This is a genomic window from Thalassobacter sp. HA4-2 (genome assembly GCF_055693705.1).
In genome coordinates, this window is record NZ_JBVFUK010000001.1 from 1,408,146 (window position 1) to 1,426,913 (window position 18,768).

General features: G+C 64.6%; 16 protein-coding genes, 1 tRNA gene and 2 pseudogenes. 11 read left to right on the plus strand and 8 right to left on the minus strand.

The genetic code is table 11. The features are described 5' to 3' along the window. Nucleotides 1-24: 24 nt before the first annotated feature. The gene (gene pepN, locus ACZ1G0_RS07175; RefSeq protein ID WP_472736321.1) at nucleotides 25-2,571 is read right to left on the minus strand and encodes an aminopeptidase N; all 2,547 of its coding nucleotides are present in this window, start codon (nucleotides 2,569-2,571) and stop codon (nucleotides 25-27) included. A gap of 143 nt (nucleotides 2,572-2,714) precedes the next feature. On the opposite strand from pepN, the gene ACZ1G0_RS07180 reads away from it, so the two are divergent. Continuing rightward, nucleotides 2,715-3,881 (plus strand): NAD(P)/FAD-dependent oxidoreductase, encoded by a 1,167-nt coding sequence (locus ACZ1G0_RS07180; RefSeq protein ID WP_472736322.1) that lies wholly within the window; start codon nucleotides 2,715-2,717, stop codon nucleotides 3,879-3,881. On the opposite strand, the gene ACZ1G0_RS07185 is transcribed toward ACZ1G0_RS07180, so the two are convergent. After that, nucleotides 3,860-3,936: transfer RNA gene (locus ACZ1G0_RS07185), tRNA-Ile, on the minus strand. The genes ACZ1G0_RS07180 and ACZ1G0_RS07185 overlap by 22 nt on opposite strands. Nucleotides 3,937-4,082: 146 nt before the next feature. Here ACZ1G0_RS07185 and purM point away from each other — a divergent pair. From purM to rnd, 3 genes and pseudogenes are all read left to right on the plus strand, one after another. Continuing rightward, on the plus strand, nucleotides 4,083-5,201 hold the full coding sequence (gene purM / locus ACZ1G0_RS07190; RefSeq protein WP_472736323.1) for a phosphoribosylformylglycinamidine cyclo-ligase: 1,119 nt from the start codon (nucleotides 4,083-4,085) through the stop codon (nucleotides 5,199-5,201). A gap of 41 nt (nucleotides 5,202-5,242) precedes the next feature. Further along, a pseudogene (gene purN, locus ACZ1G0_RS07195) lies at nucleotides 5,243-5,787 on the plus strand (phosphoribosylglycinamide formyltransferase). 118 nt (nucleotides 5,788-5,905) lie between these two features. After that, on the plus strand, nucleotides 5,906-7,069 hold the full coding sequence (rnd, locus tag ACZ1G0_RS07200; protein WP_472737778.1) for a ribonuclease D: 1,164 nt from the start codon (nucleotides 5,906-5,908) through the stop codon (nucleotides 7,067-7,069). Between the two features lie 2 nt (nucleotides 7,070-7,071). Here the strand turns inward: rnd and ACZ1G0_RS07205 are convergent, their stop codons facing one another. Then, complete coding sequence (locus ACZ1G0_RS07205) at nucleotides 7,072-7,536, minus strand: hypothetical protein (RefSeq protein WP_472736324.1); 465 nt, start codon at nucleotides 7,534-7,536, stop codon at nucleotides 7,072-7,074. A gap of 106 nt (nucleotides 7,537-7,642) precedes the next feature. Between ACZ1G0_RS07205 and ACZ1G0_RS07210 the strand changes: the two genes are divergently transcribed. Continuing rightward, entirely contained in the window at nucleotides 7,643-8,068 is a 426-nt protein-coding gene (locus ACZ1G0_RS07210; protein ID WP_472736325.1) for a SufE family protein, read from the plus strand. 185 nt (nucleotides 8,069-8,253) lie between these two features. On the opposite strand, the gene ACZ1G0_RS07215 is transcribed toward ACZ1G0_RS07210, so the two are convergent. After that, entirely contained in the window at nucleotides 8,254-9,162 is a 909-nt protein-coding gene (locus tag ACZ1G0_RS07215) for a LysR family transcriptional regulator (protein WP_472736326.1), read from the minus strand. A 138-nt stretch (nucleotides 9,163-9,300) separates the two neighbouring features. Between ACZ1G0_RS07215 and ACZ1G0_RS07220 the strand changes: the two genes are divergently transcribed. Beyond that, complete coding sequence (locus ACZ1G0_RS07220) at nucleotides 9,301-12,699, plus strand: indolepyruvate ferredoxin oxidoreductase family protein (RefSeq protein WP_472736327.1); 3,399 nt, start codon at nucleotides 9,301-9,303, stop codon at nucleotides 12,697-12,699. Between the two features lies 1 nt (nucleotide 12,700). Here the strand turns inward: ACZ1G0_RS07220 and ACZ1G0_RS07225 are convergent, their stop codons facing one another. Continuing rightward, entirely contained in the window at nucleotides 12,701-12,928 is a 228-nt protein-coding gene (locus ACZ1G0_RS07225; RefSeq protein WP_472736328.1) for a sulfurtransferase TusA family protein, read from the minus strand. A gap of 76 nt (nucleotides 12,929-13,004) precedes the next feature. On the opposite strand from ACZ1G0_RS07225, the gene ACZ1G0_RS07230 reads away from it, so the two are divergent. Beyond that, a complete protein-coding gene (locus tag ACZ1G0_RS07230) occupies nucleotides 13,005-14,243 on the plus strand; it encodes a hypothetical protein (protein WP_472736329.1) in 1,239 nt (412 codons plus the stop codon). Beyond that, entirely contained in the window at nucleotides 14,240-15,589 is a 1,350-nt protein-coding gene (locus ACZ1G0_RS07235; protein WP_472736330.1) for a cytochrome P450, read from the plus strand. The genes ACZ1G0_RS07230 and ACZ1G0_RS07235 overlap by 4 nt, the downstream gene beginning before the upstream one ends. Here the strand turns inward: ACZ1G0_RS07235 and gpt are convergent. After that, nucleotides 15,586-16,104: a xanthine phosphoribosyltransferase gene (gene gpt / locus ACZ1G0_RS07240; protein ID WP_472736331.1), complete on the minus strand. Its 519-nt coding sequence runs from the start codon at nucleotides 16,102-16,104 to the stop codon at nucleotides 15,586-15,588. The genes ACZ1G0_RS07235 and gpt overlap by 4 nt on opposite strands. 4 nt (nucleotides 16,105-16,108) lie before the next feature. Further along, entirely contained in the window at nucleotides 16,109-16,921 is an 813-nt protein-coding gene (fabI, locus tag ACZ1G0_RS07245; protein ID WP_472736332.1) for an enoyl-ACP reductase FabI, read from the minus strand. Nucleotides 16,922-17,005: 84 nt separating this feature from the next. Here fabI and pdxH point away from each other — a divergent pair, with 84 nt between their 5' ends. Beyond that, nucleotides 17,006-17,620: a pyridoxamine 5'-phosphate oxidase gene (gene pdxH, locus ACZ1G0_RS07250; RefSeq protein WP_472736333.1), complete on the plus strand. Its 615-nt coding sequence runs from the start codon at nucleotides 17,006-17,008 to the stop codon at nucleotides 17,618-17,620. 41 nt (nucleotides 17,621-17,661) lie between these two features. On the opposite strand, the gene ACZ1G0_RS07255 is transcribed toward pdxH, so the two are convergent. After that, nucleotides 17,662-17,934: a hypothetical protein gene (locus tag ACZ1G0_RS07255; protein WP_472737836.1), complete on the minus strand. Its 273-nt coding sequence runs from the start codon at nucleotides 17,932-17,934 to the stop codon at nucleotides 17,662-17,664. Between ACZ1G0_RS07255 and ACZ1G0_RS07260 the strand changes: the two are divergent. Then, a pseudogene (locus tag ACZ1G0_RS07260) lies at nucleotides 17,830-18,308 on the plus strand (cold-shock protein). The gene ACZ1G0_RS07255 and the pseudogene ACZ1G0_RS07260 sit on opposite strands and share 105 nt — an antisense overlap. Continuing rightward, a complete protein-coding gene (locus ACZ1G0_RS07265) occupies nucleotides 18,287-18,760 on the plus strand; it encodes a DUF192 domain-containing protein (protein WP_472736334.1) in 474 nt (157 codons plus the stop codon). The pseudogene ACZ1G0_RS07260 and the gene ACZ1G0_RS07265 overlap by 22 nt, the downstream one beginning before the upstream one ends. The last annotated feature ends 8 nt before the right edge of the window (nucleotides 18,761-18,768 follow it).

The following is an 18,768-nucleotide window of genomic DNA, read 5'->3' on the forward strand; positions in this document are numbered from 1 at the left end:
TGGTGCAGGGGGCAGGTGCGCCCGTCATGCGGCCCCCAGCATCCGGTCCACCATCTCGCCCAAGTCACGGCTGAGGCCCGGCGCGCCCTTGATCCGGCGAAGGGCGTCCTGCATCAGGGCTTGGCGGTCCGCGTCATAGCGGCGCCACGTCTCGAAGGCCGTGGACATGCGCGCGGCGGTCTGGGGGTTCTTGGCATCCAGCCGGATCAGCCAATCCGCCACAAAGGCATAGCCCGCTCCGGTGGGATCGTGGAAGCCTGCGGGATTGCCCCCGGTCAGCCCGCCAATCACCGCGCGGAAGCGGTTGGGGTTGCCGGGGTCGAAATCGGCATGTTCGGTCAGGGCACGGGCCGTGGCCACGGCGCGGTCCGGGGCCGCTTCGGACACTTGCAGCATGAACCACTTGTCCATCACCAGCCGGTCGCGTCGCCACTGGTTTTCGAACTGGCCCGCCACCATGGTATCGCCCGCGCCCAGCAGGGCGGCAAAGGCGGCGATCTGGTCGGTCATGTTGGTGGCCGCGTCATAGGCCGTGCGCGCGGGAACCGGGTCGATCAGGGACACAAGCCGCAGGCAGGCGTTCTTGAGGCTGCGTTTGCCCGCGTCCTGCGCGGCGGGGGAATAGGGCCCCGGCGTGGCCATGTCCAAAATGATGGACCGCAGGGCAGATTCTGCGTGGGTGGCAAAGGCCGCTGCCACGGCCTTGCGTGCGGCGTGAATGGCGGTGGGGTCCGGGGTGCGGCCCGCCTCGACGCAGGCCTGGGCCAGATCATCCTCGGACGGCAGGCCAAGGCAGAGCGCGCGGAAGGCCGGGTCCAGCGTGCCGTTGGTGAGTGTCGCGGTCAGCGCCTCCAACCACGCGGCATCTGGTGCCGTGCCGTTCCACAGCTGGGCCAGCACGCGGGATTTGGCGAGGGCGCGGCCCGCCTCCCATCGGTTGAATGGGTCTGTATCATGGGCCAGCAGGGTCAGGCGGTCCGCATCCGTCTGTTCGATGTCAAGGATCACGGGAGCGGAGAAGCCCCGCAAGATCGACAGGACCGGGCGGTCTGGCGTGTCGAAGGTGACAGTATGCTGCGCCTCCGTCATCTCGATGATCTGGGTCGCCTGCGCTTCGGTCCCGTCCGGGGCCAGCAAGCCAAGGGCCACGGGGATCACGCGTGGATCCTTGGTATCTTGCCCCGGTGTTGGCTTTGTATGTTGTTCAAGATCAAGGGTGTATGTACCGTTCTTAAAAGTTTGCGTGACCTTGAGGCGCGGCGTGCCCGCCTGGGCATACCAGCGTTTGAACTGGGTCAGGTCGCGGCCCGTGGCATCCTGGAACACGGCGATCCAATCCTCGATGGTGCAGGCCTGCCCATCGTGGCGGTCGAAGTAGAGGGTCAGCGCCGCATCATAGGCCTCTGCCCCCACAAGGGTGCGCAGCATCCGGATCAGCTCCGCGCCTTTCTCATAGACCGTGGCGGTGTAGAAGTTGTTGATCTCGACAAAGCTTTCCGGCCGCACGGGGTGGGCCAGCGGGCCTGCATCCTCGCGGAACTGACGCGCGCGCAGTTGCAGCACATCCTCGATCCGCTGCACCGCATGGGACCGCATGTCGCCCGAGAACTGCTGATCCCGGAACACGGTCAGCCCCTCCTTCAGGCACAATTGGAACCAGTCGCGGCAGGTGATCCGGTTGCCGGTCCAGTTGTGGAAATACTCGTGGGCGATGATCGCCTCGATCCGGGCAAAATCCCGGTCGGTCGCGGTTTCGGGGCTGGCCAGCACACACGACGAGTTGAAGATGTTCAGCCCCTTGTTCTCCATCGCGCCCATGTTGAAATCATCCACGGCCACGATGTTGAACACATCCAGGTCATAGGCGCGGCCATAGACCTGCTCATCCCATTTCATGGACCGGATCAGCGCATCCATGCCGTAATCGGTCTTGCCCTCGTCCCCCGGGCGTACCCAAAGGCCAAGGTGCACCACGCGTCCTTGCATGGTGGTGAAGGTGCCCTTGGTTTCCACCAGATCGCCGGCCACCAGCGCGAACAGATAGGTCGGCTTGGGGTGCGGGTCGTCCCAGACCGCGCGGCCCGGGGTTTGTTCTACCGGGTTGCCGTTGGACAACAGAACCGGCGCGTCCCCTTCCACCGTCACGCGGTAGGGGGCCATGACGTCGGGACGGTCGTACATATAGGTGATCTTGCGAAAGCCCTCGGCCTCGCACTGGGTGCAATACATGCCGTTCGACATGTACAGCCCCTCCAGCGCGGTGTTGGCGGCGGGGTTGATCTCGACCTCCGTTTCCAGCGTAAAGGCATCGGGCAGGGCGCTGGCGGGCAGGGTCAGATGCGTGTCCGTAGTAGTGTAGGGCACCGGCGCACCGTCTACGGTGACCCGGATCAGAGTCAGCCCCTCGCCGTTCAGCACCAGATCTTCGGCCCGCCGCCGGGTGAAGGGGATACGCGCGGTCACCCGGGTGGCCGTGGGGGCAAGGGCAAAGTGCAGGTCCACCGATTGCACGGCGTAAGCGGTTGTTTGGTAGTCGGACAGGTAGATCGTCTGGGGGGCAGCGTCGCGCATGGGGGCATCCTTGTTGGTTGCGGATACGGTAGTGTCTGTCCCGGCAGGTGCAACCCTTGGCGCGCGGCGGGATGTTTGGGGTATTTATGACCCAATGAAGCCATGGCGTTTGCGCGACGGGGCGGGCCGTGGCACTTGGGGCCATGGATGTTGATGTTTTGATCGTGGGGGGTGGCCCGGCGGGGCTGGCCGTGGCGCAGGCGCTGCCCCGGGGCGTGTCGCGGATGGTGGTGCATCAGGACGCACAGATCGGGGTGCCCGTGCGCACATCGGGCGGATCGTGGGTCGCGGATCTGGAGCGTCTGGGCGTGCCCGCGCATCTGTACCAACAGATTGAACGACTGGATTTCTATTCCGACCGGGCGCTGGCACGGTTCGACCTGTCCGGCCCCTTGGCGGTGCTGGACATCACCGGCACCTACCAGTGGTTGGCCGCCTTGGCACAGGCGGCGGGGGCAGAGGTGCGCCCGGGCGTCAAGTTCCTGTCCGCCGCGCGCTCCGGGTCCGGCTGGCGCGCCCGTCTGCGCCCCCGGGGCGGGCCAGAGCAGGAGGTGCGCGTGGGCTGGATCGTGGATGCCTCGGGCCAAGCGAACGCCGTGACCGGCCCCTTGGGGCTGGCGCCCGCCCCTGCACGCACCGGCGTCGGGGTGGAGCATGAATTCCCCTTGGGCGCAAATTCCCCCACCCGTGCGGTCCTGTTCGTAGGGGCCAGCGTGCTGGGCGGCTACGGCTGGGTCTTTCCGGCCCCGGGCGGGCGCGTGCGCGTGGGCGTGGGCGTAATCAAGCCCGACATCGCCGCCTCGCCCCGGGACCTGATGGCGGCCTTTCTGGCCTCGGGCGCGTTGGCGCGCATGGGGGTCGCGGTGCAGGGCGTGCCCCACGTGAACGCCGGGATCATCCCGTCCGAACCCTACGCCCCCCGGCTGGTCTGGGACCGCCTCGTGCGCGTGGGCGACAGCGCCAACATGGCCACCCCCACCGTGGGCGAGGGGATCCGCATCGCCATCGCACAAGGCCGCGCATTGGGGCCGGTGCTGGGGGCGGCGGTGGCGGGCCAGCCACGGGGCCTGCGCCGGTGGGAGAGGGCCGCGCGCCGGACGTTCGCGTGGAACTACCGCTGGGGCTTTGCCGCGAACCGGCGCATCGCGGGCTACGGCCCTGCGGACTGGGACCGCAGCGTGGCGCGTCTGTCCCGTGCGTCCGAGGCGGAGGCCATGGCCCTGCTGCGCAGCGAGTTCACCTTGGGACTGGTCACGCGCGGCATGGCGCGGCGGCTGTGGGGAAGGATTGGTAGGCCTGGCAGGACTTGAACCCGCAACCAAAGCGTTATGAGCGCTCTGCTCTAACCAATTGAGCTACAGGCCCCCACGGGGGAAATACCACGCGGCATCGGCGGGTCAAGTCGGGAGTGGTGTGTCAGCAGGGGCCGCACCGTACTTTCGGGTCGCATTGCCCCCGGCGCGCGGCTGGTGTACCTGCTCGCCAACGCTCACTGCCCTAGGACATCTCCCATGACCGATACGCCCAAGCCCAGCCTGTCTTACGCCGATGCCGGGGTCGATATTGACGCCGGGAACGCGCTTGTGGACCGGATCAAACCCGCCGCTGCCGCCACGCAGCGCGACGGGGTCATGGCGGGGCTGGGGGGCTTTGGTGCGCTGTTCGATCTGCGCGCGGCGGGCTACGAGAACCCGATCCTTGTGGCCGCCACGGACGGGGTGGGCACCAAGCTGCGCATCGCCATCGACACCGGGCACCTGTCTACCATCGGGGTAGACCTTGTGGCCATGTGCGTGAACGATCTTGTCTGCCAAGGGGCGGAGCCTCTGTTTTTCCTCGATTATTTCGCCACTGGCAAGCTGGAGACCGAGGCCGCGGCCACGATCATCGAGGGCATCGCCTCGGGCTGCACGAATTCCGGCGCGGCCCTGATCGGCGGCGAGACGGCGGAAATGCCGGGAATGTATCACGACGGTGACTTCGACCTTGCGGGCTTTGCCGTGGGCGCCATGGAACGGGGCGAGGCCCTGCCCGCAGGCGTGCGCCCGGGCGACGTTCTGTTGGGGTTGGCCTCGGACGGGGTGCATTCCAACGGCTATTCGCTGGTGCGCCGGATCGTGGATGTGGCGGGCCTGTCGTGGGACGACCCGGCCCCCTTTGCGGCGGGCGAGGCGGACGCCCCGGACCTGCCCCCCATCGGCGGCGAACAGGCCGAGACGGTGACCATGGACCCCTCGACCGTGGGGGCCGCCCTGCTGGAGCCGACGCGCCTGTACGTCAAACCCTGTCTGGCGGCGATCCGGGCCGGGGGCGTGCACGCGCTGGCCCATATCACCGGGGGCGGGCTGACGGAAAACCTGCCCCGCGTGCTGCCTGACGGTCTGGGCGCGGACATTGACCTTGGCGCATGGGACCTGCCGCCGGTGTTCCGTTGGCTGGCCGAAACCGGCGGCGTGACCGAGGCCGAGATGCTCAAGACCTTCAACTGTGGCGTGGGCATGGTGCTGGCGGTGGACGCCACCCGGGCAGAGGCCGTGGCCGACATCTTGGTCGAGGCGGGCGAAACCGTGCACACCATCGGCACCGTGACCGAAGGGGCAGGGGTCCGCTACACCGGCGCCCTGCTGTGACCCGGCGGGTCGCCATCCTGATTTCGGGCGGCGGGTCCAACATGCTGCGTCTGGTCGAAAGCATGACCGGCGACCACCCCGCGCGCCCGGTGCTGGTGGCCAGCAATGACCCCACGGCGGGGGGCTGGCGCGGGCCGCTGATCTGGGCATTGCCACGGCGGCGGTGGATCACCGGCCCTTTGCGGGCGACCGCGCGGCCTTCGAGGCGGCCTTGCGCGCCAAGATCGACGCCGCGCGCCCGGATATCCTGTGCCTTGCGGGGTTCATGCGCATCCTGACGCCGGCCTTCGTGTCGGCCTATGTCGGGCGGATGCTGAACATCCATCCCAGCCTTTTGCCCAAGTACAAGGGCCTGCACACCCACCAACGCGCGCTGGCGGCGGGCGATGCCGAGGGCGGCTGCACGGTACACGAGGTGACGGCGGACCTCGACGATGGCCCCATTCTGGGCCAGGCCCGGGTGCCGATTCTGCCCGGTGACAGTGCCGATGATCTGGCCGCCCGGGTGCTGGTGCAGGAACACGTGCTTTATCCCGCAGTTCTGCGCCGTTTCGCCGCTGGCGACCGGGAACCGCTGTGGCTGTGACCCGGGTGGCGTTTCGGGTGGCGATGGCCTAGGCTGGCGCGAGCCAACAACAAGAAGATGACCGGCCATGTCGAAGCGTAAGCCAACGTCTCAATCCGCAAGCCCCTCCGGCGACGCCGTGCCCACGATCACCACCACCGAAGGGTTGGCCGAATTCTGCGCCCGCGCCGCCGCCCACCCGTACGTCACCGTGGACACGGAATTCCTGCGCGAACGGACCTATTACGCCAAGCTGTGCCTGATTCAGGTGGCCTATCCCGGCCCCGGCGGCGACGAGGTGGACGCGGTCTTGATCGACCCGCTGGTGGACGGGCTGTCCCTCGACCCGCTGTACGACTTGTTCCGGGATGAGAGCGTGGTCAAGGTGTTCCACGCCGCCCGTCAGGACCTTGAGATCTTCTTTGTGGACGCGGGCCTGATCCCGACGCCCCTGTTCGACACCCAAGTGGCCGCCATGGTCTGCGGCTTTGGCGAGCAGGTCGGCTACGAGACATTGGTGCGCAAGATCGCCCGGGCCACCTTGGACAAATCCTCGCGGTTCACGGATTGGTCGCGCCGCCCGCTGAGCGGGGCGCAAAAGGTCTATGCCCTGGCTGACGTCACCCACCTGCGCGGCATCTACGAACATCTGGCCGCCGAGTTGGACAAGACCGGCCGCACCGCTTGGGTCGAGGAGGAGTTGGCGGTTCTGACCGCGCCCGAGACCTACGTGGTGGAACCGGACCAGGCGTGGCAGCGCCTGAAAATGCGCACCAGCAGCCCCCGGTTCATTGCCATTGCACAAGCCTTGGCCGAATTCCGCGAAAGCTATGCCCAGACCCGCAACATCCCCCGCACCCGGGTCTACAAGGATGACGCGCTGATGGAGCTGGCCAGCACCAAGCCGCAAAACGCCGCCGACCTCAGCAAATCGCGTCTGTTGCTGCGCGAGGCGCGCAAGGGCGAGATTGCGGACGGGATTATCGAGGCGGTGACCAAGGGCCTTGAAATGCCACAAGACAGCCTGCCGCGCCTGCCCAAGGGCCGCGACCGGGCCGAGGTGAACGCAGGTCTGGCGGATCTGCTGCGCGTGCTGCTCAAGGCCAAGGCGGAAAAGGCCGGTGTGGCGCAGAAACTGATCGCCACGGCCTCTGATCTGGATGACATCGCCAGCGGGGACCGCACGGGGGCGTGGGCCAAGGGCTGGCGCGCCGAGGTGTTCGGCAAGGACGCCCTGCGCCTGTGCGAGGGGCAGATTGCCCTGTCGTGCAAAGGCAGCGCCGTTCAGATCATCGAGATCTAGGGTTAGCGGCGGCGCACGCTGCGCCGGTTCTGGGCCGCGACCACGGTGATCTGGCGGGCCGTGCCCAAGGCTTGGGTCGATACAAACGTGCCCCCCAACACCTCGCGTGTCACGGGGGCCCCTTGGGGCTGGGCGTCCACGGGCGGCTTGACCCGGAATTCAAACACCAGCGTATCGCCCACATCTGTCAACACGGGCACCAGTTCGGCCTGCCAATAGCCTTGGGTGGCCGCGCGCCCGATCACAGCGATCAAGGCCCCGCCGGGGGTGGGTTCCACCTTCAGCCGGGTGATTTCACCGATCAACTTGTCGTCGCGCGCAGGGACCTCTGGGGTCGCGGTGCTGGCCACGCGTTCCTCGCGGTCGCTGCCAAACCAGTTCAGGGGGTTGATCCGGCTGTCCGCCACGCGGCCACAGCCTGCGACCACCAAAACCCCGACCAAAGCTGTCAAAACCAACCTGCGCATGGCTGTCCCCTTTTCTTTGCAACTTGCTAGCCGATCCGGGGGGTATGGGAAGGGCTGGACCTCGGTCATGTGCCCCGCTACCTCTGGCATAACAAAAGGAGTGACCATGGCGACCGAAGCCTTTGATGATCTGGCCGAGACATTTGAATTTCTGGACGACTGGGAAGACCGCTATCGCCACGTGATCGACATGGGCAAGGCGTTTCCGCCCCTCGACGACGCCGTGAAGGTGCCCGCCACCAAGGTGGACGGCTGCGCCAGTCAGGTCTGGATCCTGCCCCGGATCGACGGCACGGGGCCAGACGCCACCTTTGATTTCGAGGGCGAGTCGGATGCCATGATCGTGCGCGGCCTGATCGCGGTGCTGCACACCCTGTATGCGGGCCTGCCCGTGTCCGAAGTGGTCAAGATCAACGCCACGCAGGAATTGGCCCGCCTTGGGCTGAACGATCACCTGTCCGCGCAGCGGTCCAACGGGCTGCGCGCCATGGTGGAACGTATCCGGAAATCCGCCGCCGAGGCTGCTGGCTAAAAAGTCACCCTTGACCAAAAAAAGGCCGAGCGCGAAGCTCGGCCGAAGTCCAACAGGGAGGTGAGAACCGCGCATGACGCGATAATGTTCTCAATGACCGAAATAGAGGCACTCTAAAAACCAGACAAGCGGCAACAGTGCCGCAGGGGGTATACCCGCTATGCGCCTATGTCATAGCTGCCGGATTATTGTGCGGGCAGCTGATCTCTTTTGCGCTTGCGGTAGGCGATGACCTCTTCCGTCACAAAATCACGAAACGCCTCTATCCGTTTGGAATGACGCAATTCTTCGGGGTAGGCGAGGAAGACCGGCACATCGTTTGACGCCAGTTCCGGCATGACCGGGCGCAGACCCGGGAAATCATGGGTCAGGTAGTCGGGCAAGATCCCGATACCCAGATCGTGGATCACGCCCTGTAATACACCGAAATAGTTGTTCACCGTCAGCTGGTTCGTCACGCCCTCTTCGGCCAGCTGGCGCACAAGGTTTGCCCCGGCGGCCACCTGAAACGAATTGGCGTTCTGGCAGATGATCCGGTGGCGGCTCAGATCGCGCACGGATTTGGGTTCCCCGTGGTCGCGCAGATAGGATTCCGAGGCGTACAGCTGCATCCGGATGTCCATCAGCCGTTTGCGCACAAGGTCCGCCTGGCTGGGCTCTTTCATGCGGATCGCCACGTCCGCCTCGCGCATGGGCAGGTCCAGCACCCGTTCCTCCAGCATCAGGTCGATCTTGAGGTCCGGGTACTTGGCATAAAGCTGCGCCAGACGGGGGGCCAACCACAGGGAGCCGAACCCCACGGTGGTCGTGACCCGCAGATCGCCGAACACCTCTTCTTCGCTGTCGCGGATGCGCGCGCTCGCCGCCTCCAGCCGCTTGGCCATGGAGGACGTGGCGTCAAACAACAGCTCTCCCTGTTCGGTCAGAATCAGTCCCCGGGCGTGGCGGTGGAACAGGGTGGTGGACAGGCTTTCCTCCAGGGCACGGATCTGGCGCGACACCGCAGACTGGCTTAGGTGCAGGGTGTCCCCCGCATGGGTCAGGGACCCCGCGTCAGCCACGGCGTGAAATATTCTAAGTTTGTCCCAGTCCATTGCGTCACTTCTTTCCTTTTTCGGCCCATTAGCAGGGTCGCATATTGCACAGGGCCCGTCTGCCTGCCTACGGGGAAAAATTGTCTTGGTAGGTCAGGGTTTATGACCTACCATTTAAGTCAAAGCTGGGAGGCTGCCATGTCATTACAACAGATTTCTCTGTCCGATCGCTATGATCTGTCCAAGGATCAGGTGTTGTTGAATGGAACGCAGGCACTTGTGCGCCTGATGCTGATGCAAAAGGCGCGGGACGAAGCGGCGGGGCTGAACACCGCGGGCTATGTCACGGGCTATCGCGGCTCGCCCCTGGGCGCTGTGGACATGCAGATGACCCGGGCGCGGGGCGTGTTGGAACCGGCGGACATCCTGTTCGAGCCGGGCTTGAACGAGGATCTTGCCGGCACCGCCATGTGGGGCACACAGCAGGCCGCCCTGCGCGGCGAGGGGCGCGTGGATGGTGTCTTCGGCCTATGGTACGGCAAGGGGCCGGGGGTGGACCGGTCCGGCGACATGATGCGCCATGCCAACATGGCGGGCACGGCGGCCCTTGGCGGGGTGCTGATGGCCATGGGGGATGATCACACGGGCGAATCCTCCACCACCTGCCACCAGTCCGACTGGGCGCTGGTGGACACCTACATGCCTGTGCTGTCCCCTGCGGGCGTGCAGGAGATTCTCGACTTCGGCCTATACGGCTGGGCCCTGTCCCGCTTTGCCGGGGTCTGGGTCGGGCTGAAGACGATGAAGGACACGGTCGAGGTCACCTCGGTGGTCGACGGTCGCCCGGACCGCATGTCCTTTGTGACCCCCGATTTCGACATGCCCCCCGGCGGTCTGAACATCCGCCTGAACGATCACTGGATCCCGCAAGAGGAACGCCTGCTGGGGCACAAGCGGTGGGCGGCCCAAGCCTTCGCCCGCGCCAACCGGATGGACCGCCGGGTCCACGGCAAACCCGGGGCAAAAATCGGATTTGTGGCGGCGGGCAAGAACTGGCTCGATCTTATGCACGCGTTGGACGCGATTGGTGTGGATTCATGCACGAGTCAGGATCTGGGCGTGACCACCTACAAAGTGGCCCAAACCTGGCCCCTGGACATGGAAGGCTTTGCCGAATGGGCCGAGGGGTTGGACCTGATCGTCGTGGTCGAGGAAAAGCGCAAACTGATCGAGGTACAGGTCAAGGAGGCGATCTTTGACGACCGGCGCGGGCGGCGGGTCTATGGCCACCGCAAGGGCGCGCAGGGCGAGGTTCTGTTCCCCGATCACTACGCCCTGGACCCCCTGGATATCGCGCAGAAACTGGGTGAAATCCTGATCGAAGAGGGGCGTGGCACCGACCGCATCCGCGCCGGTCTGGCCCGCATCGCAGAGGCGAAGCGCGCCGACAATGTACCTGAACTTGCCACCAGAACCCCTTGGTTTTGTTCAGGTTGTCCCCATAATACATCCACCAAGGTGCCCGATGGCGCGCGCGCGGGCGCGGGCATCGGGTGCCACGTCATGGCCCTGTGGATGGACCGCGCGACCGAAGGCTACACCCACATGGGGGCCGAGGGGGCCAACTGGATCGGCGAGAGCCATTTTTCCACCCGCAAACACGTGTTCCAGAACCTTGGGGAGGGCACCTACAACCACTCCGGCGTGCTGGCAATCCGGGCGGCGTTGGCGGCGGGAACGACCATCACCTACAAGATCCTGTACAATGACGCCGTCGCCATGACCGGCGGGCAGGGCAACGAGGGCGGCCTGTCGCCCGCGCGCATCGCCCACGAGGTGACGGCGATGGGTGTCCAGACCTTGGCCGTGGTCTATGATGACAAGGAAGATATTGATAAGTCAGCTTTTCCTGCGACGGTAAGTTTTCACGAACGCTCTGAAATGCCTGCCGTGCAGGACCGGATGCAGGGGGTGGAGGGCGTCTCGGTCATCCTGTATGTCCAGACCTGTGCCGCCGAAAAGCGCCGCCGCCGCAAGCGCGGCACCTTCCCGGACCCGGACAAACGGGTGTTCATCAACACCGACGTTTGCGAGGGCTGTGGCGATTGCAGCGTGCAGTCGAACTGCGTGTCCATCGTGCCGACCCAAACAGAACTGGGTACCAAACGCGCCATTGACCAATCGTCGTGCAACAAGGATTTCTCTTGTATTTCAGGATTTTGCCCCTCTTTCGTGACCATAGAGGGGGCGCGGTTGCGCAAATCCGCAACCGCAAGTGTGGACTTACCAACGCTGCCCACACCCCAATTGCCCCAGATGCAGGGCACGTGGAACGTGGTGATCACCGGCGTGGGCGGCACGGGCGTTGTTACCATCGGCGCGGTGCTGGCCATGGCCGCGCACATCGACGGCAAAGGGGCCTCGATGATGGAAATGGCGGGGCTGGCGCAAAAGGGCGGTGCCGTGCACATCCACTGCCGCCTTGCAAATTCCCCAAGTGATATCAATGCCATAAGGGTGGGTGCCGGGGAATGTGACGCTCTGATCGGGGGCGATCTGGTGGTCTCTGCCGGGGCGAAAACCCTTGGCCTGACGGCCCCGGGCCGCACCGGGGCCGTGGTCAACAGCCATGAAATCACGACTGGGGACTTTACCCTGAACCGGGATTTCCAACTCCCGTCAGAGGAACTTGCCCTGTCCCTGCAGGCCCGTCTGCGCGATGATGTGACCCTGTTCGATGCCAGCGATCTGGCGAAAACAGTCATGGGGGACTCGATCTATTCCAACATGATGGTCTTCGGGGCCACGTGGCAGCGCGGCTTGATCCCCGTGTCCGAGGCCGCAATTCTGCGTGCGATCGAGTTGAACGGCGCTGCGGTGGACCAGAACAAGCGGGCCTTCCAACTGGGCAGGTGGGCCGTGGCCGACCCGGAGGCCGCCGCACAGGTGCTGGCGCCCAAGGACGCTGTGCAACCCATTGATCCGATTGTGTTTCGTGCAGACCACATCCGCGCCCATTCCGGTGCGCGCGCGGTCAAACGGTTCCACAAGTTACTTGATCTGGCCCCCGACCCCGAAGTGCGCGCGGCGGTCGCCAAAGGCTTTCACAAGCTGTTGACCTACAAGGATGAATACGAGGTCGCGCGCCTGTTGCAGACCACCCGCGCCAAGGCTGCAGAGACCTTCGAGGGCGAGTTGAAGCTGACCTACCATCTGGCCCCGCCCATGTTGTCGAAAACCGGCCCCGACGGGCGACCGGCCAAACGCGCCTTCGGGGCGTGGATCGAGCGGGCCTATCCGTGGCTTGCGCGACTGCGCGGGCTGCGTGGCACGCCGCTGGACCCCTTTGGCCGCACGGCGGAACGGCGGATGGAGCGGGCGCTGATCACCCAGTACGAAGCCGACATGCGCCGGGTCCTGCCGCAGCTGACCGAGGCCACGCGTCCCGCGATCCTTGCGCTGGCGTTGCTGCCACTGGATATCCGCGGCTTTGGCCCTGTGAAAGAGGCGGGCGCGGACAAGGCCGCCGCCGAACGCACGCGCCTGTTGGCGATCATCGCGGATGGGGGCCAGTCCACGCCGCTGGCCGCCGAGTGACCTAGCCCTTGCGCACCAGAAACGCCGTGCCCTCTGCGTGGTCCGCCGCGCCCAGAAACGCGTGTCCTTGTTCAGCGCAAAAGTGCGGCACGTCCACATGGGCCGCCGGATCATCCGCCCACAACCGGGCGATCTGACCGCTGTCCAGGGCGGCCATACGCTTTTTCAGGCGCAGCACGGGCAGAGGGCACAGCAGGCCAAGGGCATCTACGTCAAGGTCGATCTGCATCGGCGTTTCCTTCACTTTGCCACATTTCAATGGCAGACTTGGCCCACCCTAGGCAAGGCCCACCAGAGGCGACACGATGCAGACAGACACCGATCCCGACGTCAGACGCCGCCACGTGCTGTACATCCCCGGCTATGACCCGTTTCACCCCCGCCGCTACCGTGAGTTGTTCCGCAAAGAAGGGGCAGAGCAGGCGCGGATCTCTGGCTATGGCTTTGATTTGGCGGCGCGTCCCCATGGGGACAGTTTTGGCTGGTACGCGGCCACCAACATCGACGGGGTCGAGACGCAGGCCGAGGTCGAGGTGTTGGTCTGGTCCGACATCGTGCAAGACAGCATGTCCCAGACGATCCCGGCGACCTACCTGCAACTGGTGCGCACCGCCTGGGCCTATATCGGGTCCGGGGCGTTGTTCCGCCTGATGCGCCTGCGCAAGGGGCCGGTGATCGCGGCGCTCTACCCGATCGTGTTTCTGCTGGTGCAATTGGTCACGGCAATCGCGCTGGCGACGGTTGCGGGTATCGGATCGCAGGTTTTCATCACCGGGCCTCTGGGGATCATCACGGGCACGGTGGTGGCGAGCTTGGTGTTCGTGGGCCTGCTGGATTTGTTCAAACGGGCGGACAAGAGGTTCTTTGCCTACTACCTGATGCACGACTACGCGTTTTCGGCGCAATGGGGCGGGGCCAATCCCCCGGCGCTGGAGGAGCGGATGGCGGCCTTTGGCGATCGGATCGCCGCCGCCCTGACCAGCGACGTGGACGAGGTGCTGGTGGTCGGACATTCGTCCGGTGCCCATCTGGCGATTTCGATCCTCGCGGATCTGGAGCGGCAGGGCAGGGTGCCCGGACGGGACGGGCCGCGCCTTGGGTTTCTGTCCCTGGGCCATGTCGTGCCCATGATGACCTTCCTGCCCAATGCGGGCCGTTTGCGCCGAGACCTGCACGATCTGTGCCAAAGCACCCGGGTCTTCTGGGTGGACGTCACAGCCCCCGGGGATGGATGCTCCTTTGCCTTGTGCGACCCCGTGGCGGTGTCGGGTGTGGCGCCCGAGGTGGGCAAGCGTGGGCCCTTGGTATTCTCGGCGGCCTTCACCAAGTCCCTGTCGCCCAAGCGCTGGCGTGCCCTGCGCTGGCGGTTCTTTCGCCTGCATTTCCAGTATCTGTGCGCCTTTGATACGCCGCTGGACTACGACTATTTCCAGATCACCACCGGACCTTACAGCCTGCTGGCGCGCTATTGGCAGCGCGCGCCCTCCGCCTCGCGCCTAGAGACGCCGGTGAACCGGTTTACCACCATGGACGAGCCCCGATGATGCCGCCCAAGCCTGCCGCGCGGGCGGGCAAGGTCGGTCTGTTGCGGTATGTCCGGCTGTTCCGCGAGGATATCCTGTCGGCGCAACCGGCCAAGCTTTACCGAGCCAAGATGGCCGAATTCCGCGCGCCGGGCCTGCGGTCCTTCTTGATGAACGAGCCCAGCCTTGTGGACATGGTCCTACGCAAACGCCCGCAAGACTTCCCCAAGTCCGCCCGCGTGCGCGAGGGGTTGGTGCCCCTGTTGGGGGACGGGGTGTTTGTGACCAACGGGGCCACGTGGGAACGCCAGCGCCGGATCATCGACCCTGCTTTCGCGGGCGGGCGTCTGCGCGACACCTACCCGGCCATGCACGCCGCGGGGCTTGAGGCGCGGGCGCGCTTGGCCGGGCGCACGGATTGGATCGAGATCGAGGCCGAGACCAGCCATGTCACTGCGGATGTGATCTTTCGCACCCTGTTTTCGATCCCCATTTCGCACCACATCGCCAGTCAGGTCTTTGCCGCCTTTCGGGACTATCAGCGCACGCAGCCGTTGTTGAACCTTGCGGCCTTTCTGCCCCTGCCGCGCTGGATGCCGCGCCTGCACAAGCGCAAGACCTTGGCAGCGGCGGCCAAGATCCGGGGGTTGATTGCGCAGCTTGTGGCGGACCGCGCGGACCAGATTGCGACGGGCACCGCACCCAATGATCTGGCCACCAAGATCATGACCCAGACCGATCCGCAAACCGGCGAACGCTTTGATCAGGCGGAGATGGTGGATCAGGTGGCGATCTTCTTTCTGGCCGGGCACGAGACCAGCGCCTCGGCCTTGGCTTGGGCGCTGTACCTGCTGGCCACGCACGCGGACATTCAGGCCCGCGTTTTGGACGAGGTGGCGCAGGTTGATCTGGAAAACATATCCTTTACAGAGGTTTCCAAGCTGTCCTTCACCCGCGATGTGTTCCGCGAGGCGCTGCGCCTGTACCCGCCCGTGCCGATGATGGTGCGCGAAAACGCCCAGAGGGAGACGTTCCGGGGTCGCGCGGCCAAACCCGGCGCGCAGGTGGTGATCAGCCCATGGCACATGCACCGCCACGAGGATCAGTGGGACAGGCCCGACCACTTTGACCCCGACCGCTGGTCCCGGGCCGAGAATACCTGTCCCGCACGTCAATCCTACATCCCGTTTTCCGCCGGGGCGCGGGTGTGCACGGGGGCAGGGTTCGCCATGATCGAAGGGCCGCTGTTGCTGGCCATGATGTGCGGCGCGCGCGGGTGGCATGCGGACCCGGCCCGCACCCCCGTACCCGTGGCCTACCTGACCGTGCGGTCCCGCGATGGCATCTGGCTGCGCGCCAACGCCTAGTCCGTGCCGCGATAGGGTTCCACGTATTGCAGGGCCATGTCCCACGGGAAAAAGATCCAGGTGTCCTGACTGACCCCGGTGATGAAGGTGTGGACCTGCGGCTCCCCACTCGGTTTGGCATAGACCGTGGCGCAATGGGCCTTGGGATAGAGGCTGCGGACCAGTTCCAGCGTCTTGCCGCTGTCCACCAGATCGTCGATGATCAGGATGCCGGTGCCGTCGCCCATCATGTCCGCATCGGGGCTTTTCAGCACCTCAGCCTCGCGCCGCTGGTCGGCCTTGCCGCCGCCCGAATGGTAGGATTTGACGGAAATCGTGTCGACGGTGCGAATGTCCAATTCCCGCGCGACGATCATCGCGGGGGCCATGCCGCCCCGTGTGATGGCCACAATTGCGCGCCAGTTGCCGTCGTCTGGGCCCTTGCCGTCCAACCGCCACGCCAGCGCCCGGCTGTCCCGGTGGATCTGATCCCAGCTGACGTGAAAACCTTTCTCGTGGGGCAGTTGTGTCGCCATGGGCCTAGTCCTTTTTGTCTACAGTGATGTCCGGGGCGTCCACGGCCTTCATGCCGACCACGTGATAGCCCGCGTCCACATGGTGCACCTCGCCTGTGACACCCGAGGACAGGTCGGACAGGAAATACATGGCGGACTTGCCGACCTCATCTTGGCTCACCGTGCGGCGCAGGGGGCTGTTGTACTCGTTCCACTTCATGATGTAGCGGAAGTCGCCGATGCCACTGGCGGCGAGGGTCTTGATCGTCCCGGCCGAGATGGCGTTCACGCGGATGTTCTGTTTGCCCAGATCCTCGGCCATATATTGCACGGAGGTTTCCAGCGCGGATTTGGCCAGTCCCATGACGTTGTAATGCGGCATGACCTTTTCAGCACCGTAGTAGGTCAGGGTCAGCAGGGACCCACCGTTCGGCATCATCTTTTCGGCGCGCTGCGCGATGGCCGTAAAGGAATAGACGCTGATGTTCATGGTCATCAGAAAGTTGTCGAGGCTGGTGTCCACATAACGCCCGCGCAGTTCAGATTTGTCTGAAAACCCAATGGCATGGACGACGAAGTCAATGCTGTCCCAATGTTCCTTCAACCCGTCAAACAGCGCGTCGATGCTGGCCATGTCGCTGACGTCGCAGGGCAGAACGATGTCGCTGCCGACCTTGGCGGCCAAGGGGGCGACGCGTTTCTTCAGCGCCTCGCCTTGGTAGGAAAAGGCCATCTCCGCCCCTTGGGCCGCACAGGCCTGGGCAATGCCCCACGCGATGGATTTATCGTTGGCCAGGCCCATAATCAGACCGCGCTTGCCTTGCATCAAACCTTGCATGTTCTATTCCTTGGAACGCCATATATAGTGTGTAGGCTTTAGGCGATCCGCCTGTGTCCCGCAAGTCTTGGTAGGAGTGACCGAATGACCGAACGTAGTGGTATCTTTGCTGGCGATGACCCTTTTGCCCTTGCGCAGGCGTGGCTGGCCGAGGCCGAGGGGGCCGAAATCAACGATCCTAACGCCATTGCCCTGTCCACGGTGGATGCGGACGGCCTGCCCAATGTGCGCATGGTCTTGCTCAAGGAAATCGAGGCGGATGCCTTTGTGTTCTACACCAACTACCAATCCCAAAAAGCGCAAGAGATCGAGGGCGCGGGCAAGGCCGCCTTTGTGCTGCACTGGAAATCCCTGCACCGCCAAATCCGTGTGCGTGGGCTGGTCAGCCGCGAGGATGGGCCCAAGGCCGATGCCTATTATGCGTCGCGGTCCCTGAAATCGCGGCTGGGGGCCTGGGCGTCCAAGCAAAGCCAACCTCTGTCCAGTCGCGGTGCGCTGGTGGCTGAGGTGGCCAAGCAAACCGCGCTGCATGGCACGGCCCCGACCCGCCCGCCGTTTTGGGGCGGCTACCGGATTAAACCTGTCGAGATCGAGTTCTGGGCAGACGGAGAATTTCGCCTGCACGACCGTTATCGCTGGACCCGATCCGTGGAAGGAGCGGGCTTTGGTCCATGGTCCGTGCAACGGCTGAACCCATAGGTAATCACCCCCAAGTGGCGTCGCTTAACGCGCAGAGATGATCATTCGCGTCGCGCGAATGGATAACTATCTGTATTCCTTTGTTCTATTCGTCTTGCCGGATGTTCGGCCTTGTGGCACGTTATGCACAACCGTAGGACGACTAGAATTGGCGCGACGCTTTGGCTGAACTTGCCGAAAATCAGATCGAAGACAACCGTTGGACCGGAATGGTCAAATGGTTCGACATCACGCGCGGTTTCGGCTTTGTCGCGGTGGATGGGGTCGAGGGTGACGTCTTGCTGCACGCCAACGTCTTGAACAATTTTGGTCAAAGCTCCGTGGCCGAGGGTGCAGTTGTGGAGCTGGAGGTCCAGCGCACGGCGCGGGGCTATCAAGCGATGACCCTGTTCGACATCGCCCCCCCGAGGATGAAGAGCCTGACGCGGACACGCCAGAATTTCTGCAACCTGTGCCTGATGACGTGCCTTACGTCCCCGCGCGGATCAAATGGTTCGACAAGGGTAAGGGGTTTGGCTTTGCCAATGTGTTCGGCTCCAACGCCGATGTCTTCGTCCACGCGGATGTGTTGCGCCGCTATGGGCTTGCGGATCTGCAACCGGGCGAGGCAATCTGTATGCGTGTCATAGATGGGGCACGGGGCAGATTGGCGGCAGAGGTGCGCAGATGGGAATTCTATGTCGAATAGCATGGGCCGCAGCGCTATGTGTGTTGCCTGCGCTTGCGGGCGCGGCGTGTCGTGAAGACACCATTTCAGTCAGGGGCGATTTCGGCGCGGTTGATTTCAGCATCGAAGTCATGCGCACCCCTGAGGAACAAGCCCAAGGGTTGATGCACCGCGAAAGCCTGCCGCGTATGGCGGGCATGTTGTTCGTCTATCCGCACCAACAACGGGTGTCCTTCTGGATGCGTAATACCCTGATACCCCTAGATATGGTGTTCATTGACCGCACGGGGCGCGTGGTGAAGATCCACGAGAATGCGATTCCCTTGGACGAGACACCGATTCCTTCGGGTCGGCCGGTTCAGTTTGTCCTAGAGGTGAATGGCGGGTTATCTGCGGCTCTGGGCTTGCGTCCTGGCGCGGAAATCCGGCATCCAAGTGTTGATCCGTCCCTTGCTTTGTGGCCATGCGACTAGGGCCTGCA

Excerpts from the sequence above, each read along its gene's own strand:
- pepN (WP_472736321.1), bottom strand. The coding sequence starts at position 2,571 with ATGCGCGACGCTGCCCCCCAGACGATCTACCTGTCCGACTACCAAACA.
- ACZ1G0_RS07180 (WP_472736322.1), top strand. The coding sequence starts at position 2,715 with ATGGATGTTGATGTTTTGATCGTGGGGGGTGGCCCGGCGGGGCTGGCC.
- purM (WP_472736323.1), top strand. The coding sequence starts at position 4,083 with ATGACCGATACGCCCAAGCCCAGCCTGTCTTACGCCGATGCCGGGGTC.
- ACZ1G0_RS07205 (WP_472736324.1), bottom strand. The coding sequence starts at position 7,536 with ATGCGCAGGTTGGTTTTGACAGCTTTGGTCGGGGTTTTGGTGGTCGCA.
- ACZ1G0_RS07210 (WP_472736325.1), top strand. The coding sequence starts at position 7,643 with ATGGCGACCGAAGCCTTTGATGATCTGGCCGAGACATTTGAATTTCTG.
- ACZ1G0_RS07215 (WP_472736326.1), bottom strand. The coding sequence starts at position 9,162 with ATGGACTGGGACAAACTTAGAATATTTCACGCCGTGGCTGACGCGGGG.
- ACZ1G0_RS07220 (WP_472736327.1), top strand. The coding sequence starts at position 9,301 with ATGTCATTACAACAGATTTCTCTGTCCGATCGCTATGATCTGTCCAAG.
- ACZ1G0_RS07225 (WP_472736328.1), bottom strand. The coding sequence starts at position 12,928 with ATGCAGATCGACCTTGACGTAGATGCCCTTGGCCTGCTGTGCCCTCTG.
- ACZ1G0_RS07230 (WP_472736329.1), top strand. The coding sequence starts at position 13,005 with ATGCAGACAGACACCGATCCCGACGTCAGACGCCGCCACGTGCTGTAC.
- ACZ1G0_RS07235 (WP_472736330.1), top strand. The coding sequence starts at position 14,240 with ATGATGCCGCCCAAGCCTGCCGCGCGGGCGGGCAAGGTCGGTCTGTTG.
- gpt (WP_472736331.1), bottom strand. The coding sequence starts at position 16,104 with ATGGCGACACAACTGCCCCACGAGAAAGGTTTTCACGTCAGCTGGGAT.
- fabI (WP_472736332.1), bottom strand. The coding sequence starts at position 16,921 with ATGCAAGGTTTGATGCAAGGCAAGCGCGGTCTGATTATGGGCCTGGCC.
- pdxH (WP_472736333.1), top strand. The coding sequence starts at position 17,006 with ATGACCGAACGTAGTGGTATCTTTGCTGGCGATGACCCTTTTGCCCTT.
- ACZ1G0_RS07265 (WP_472736334.1), top strand. The coding sequence starts at position 18,287 with ATGGGAATTCTATGTCGAATAGCATGGGCCGCAGCGCTATGTGTGTTG.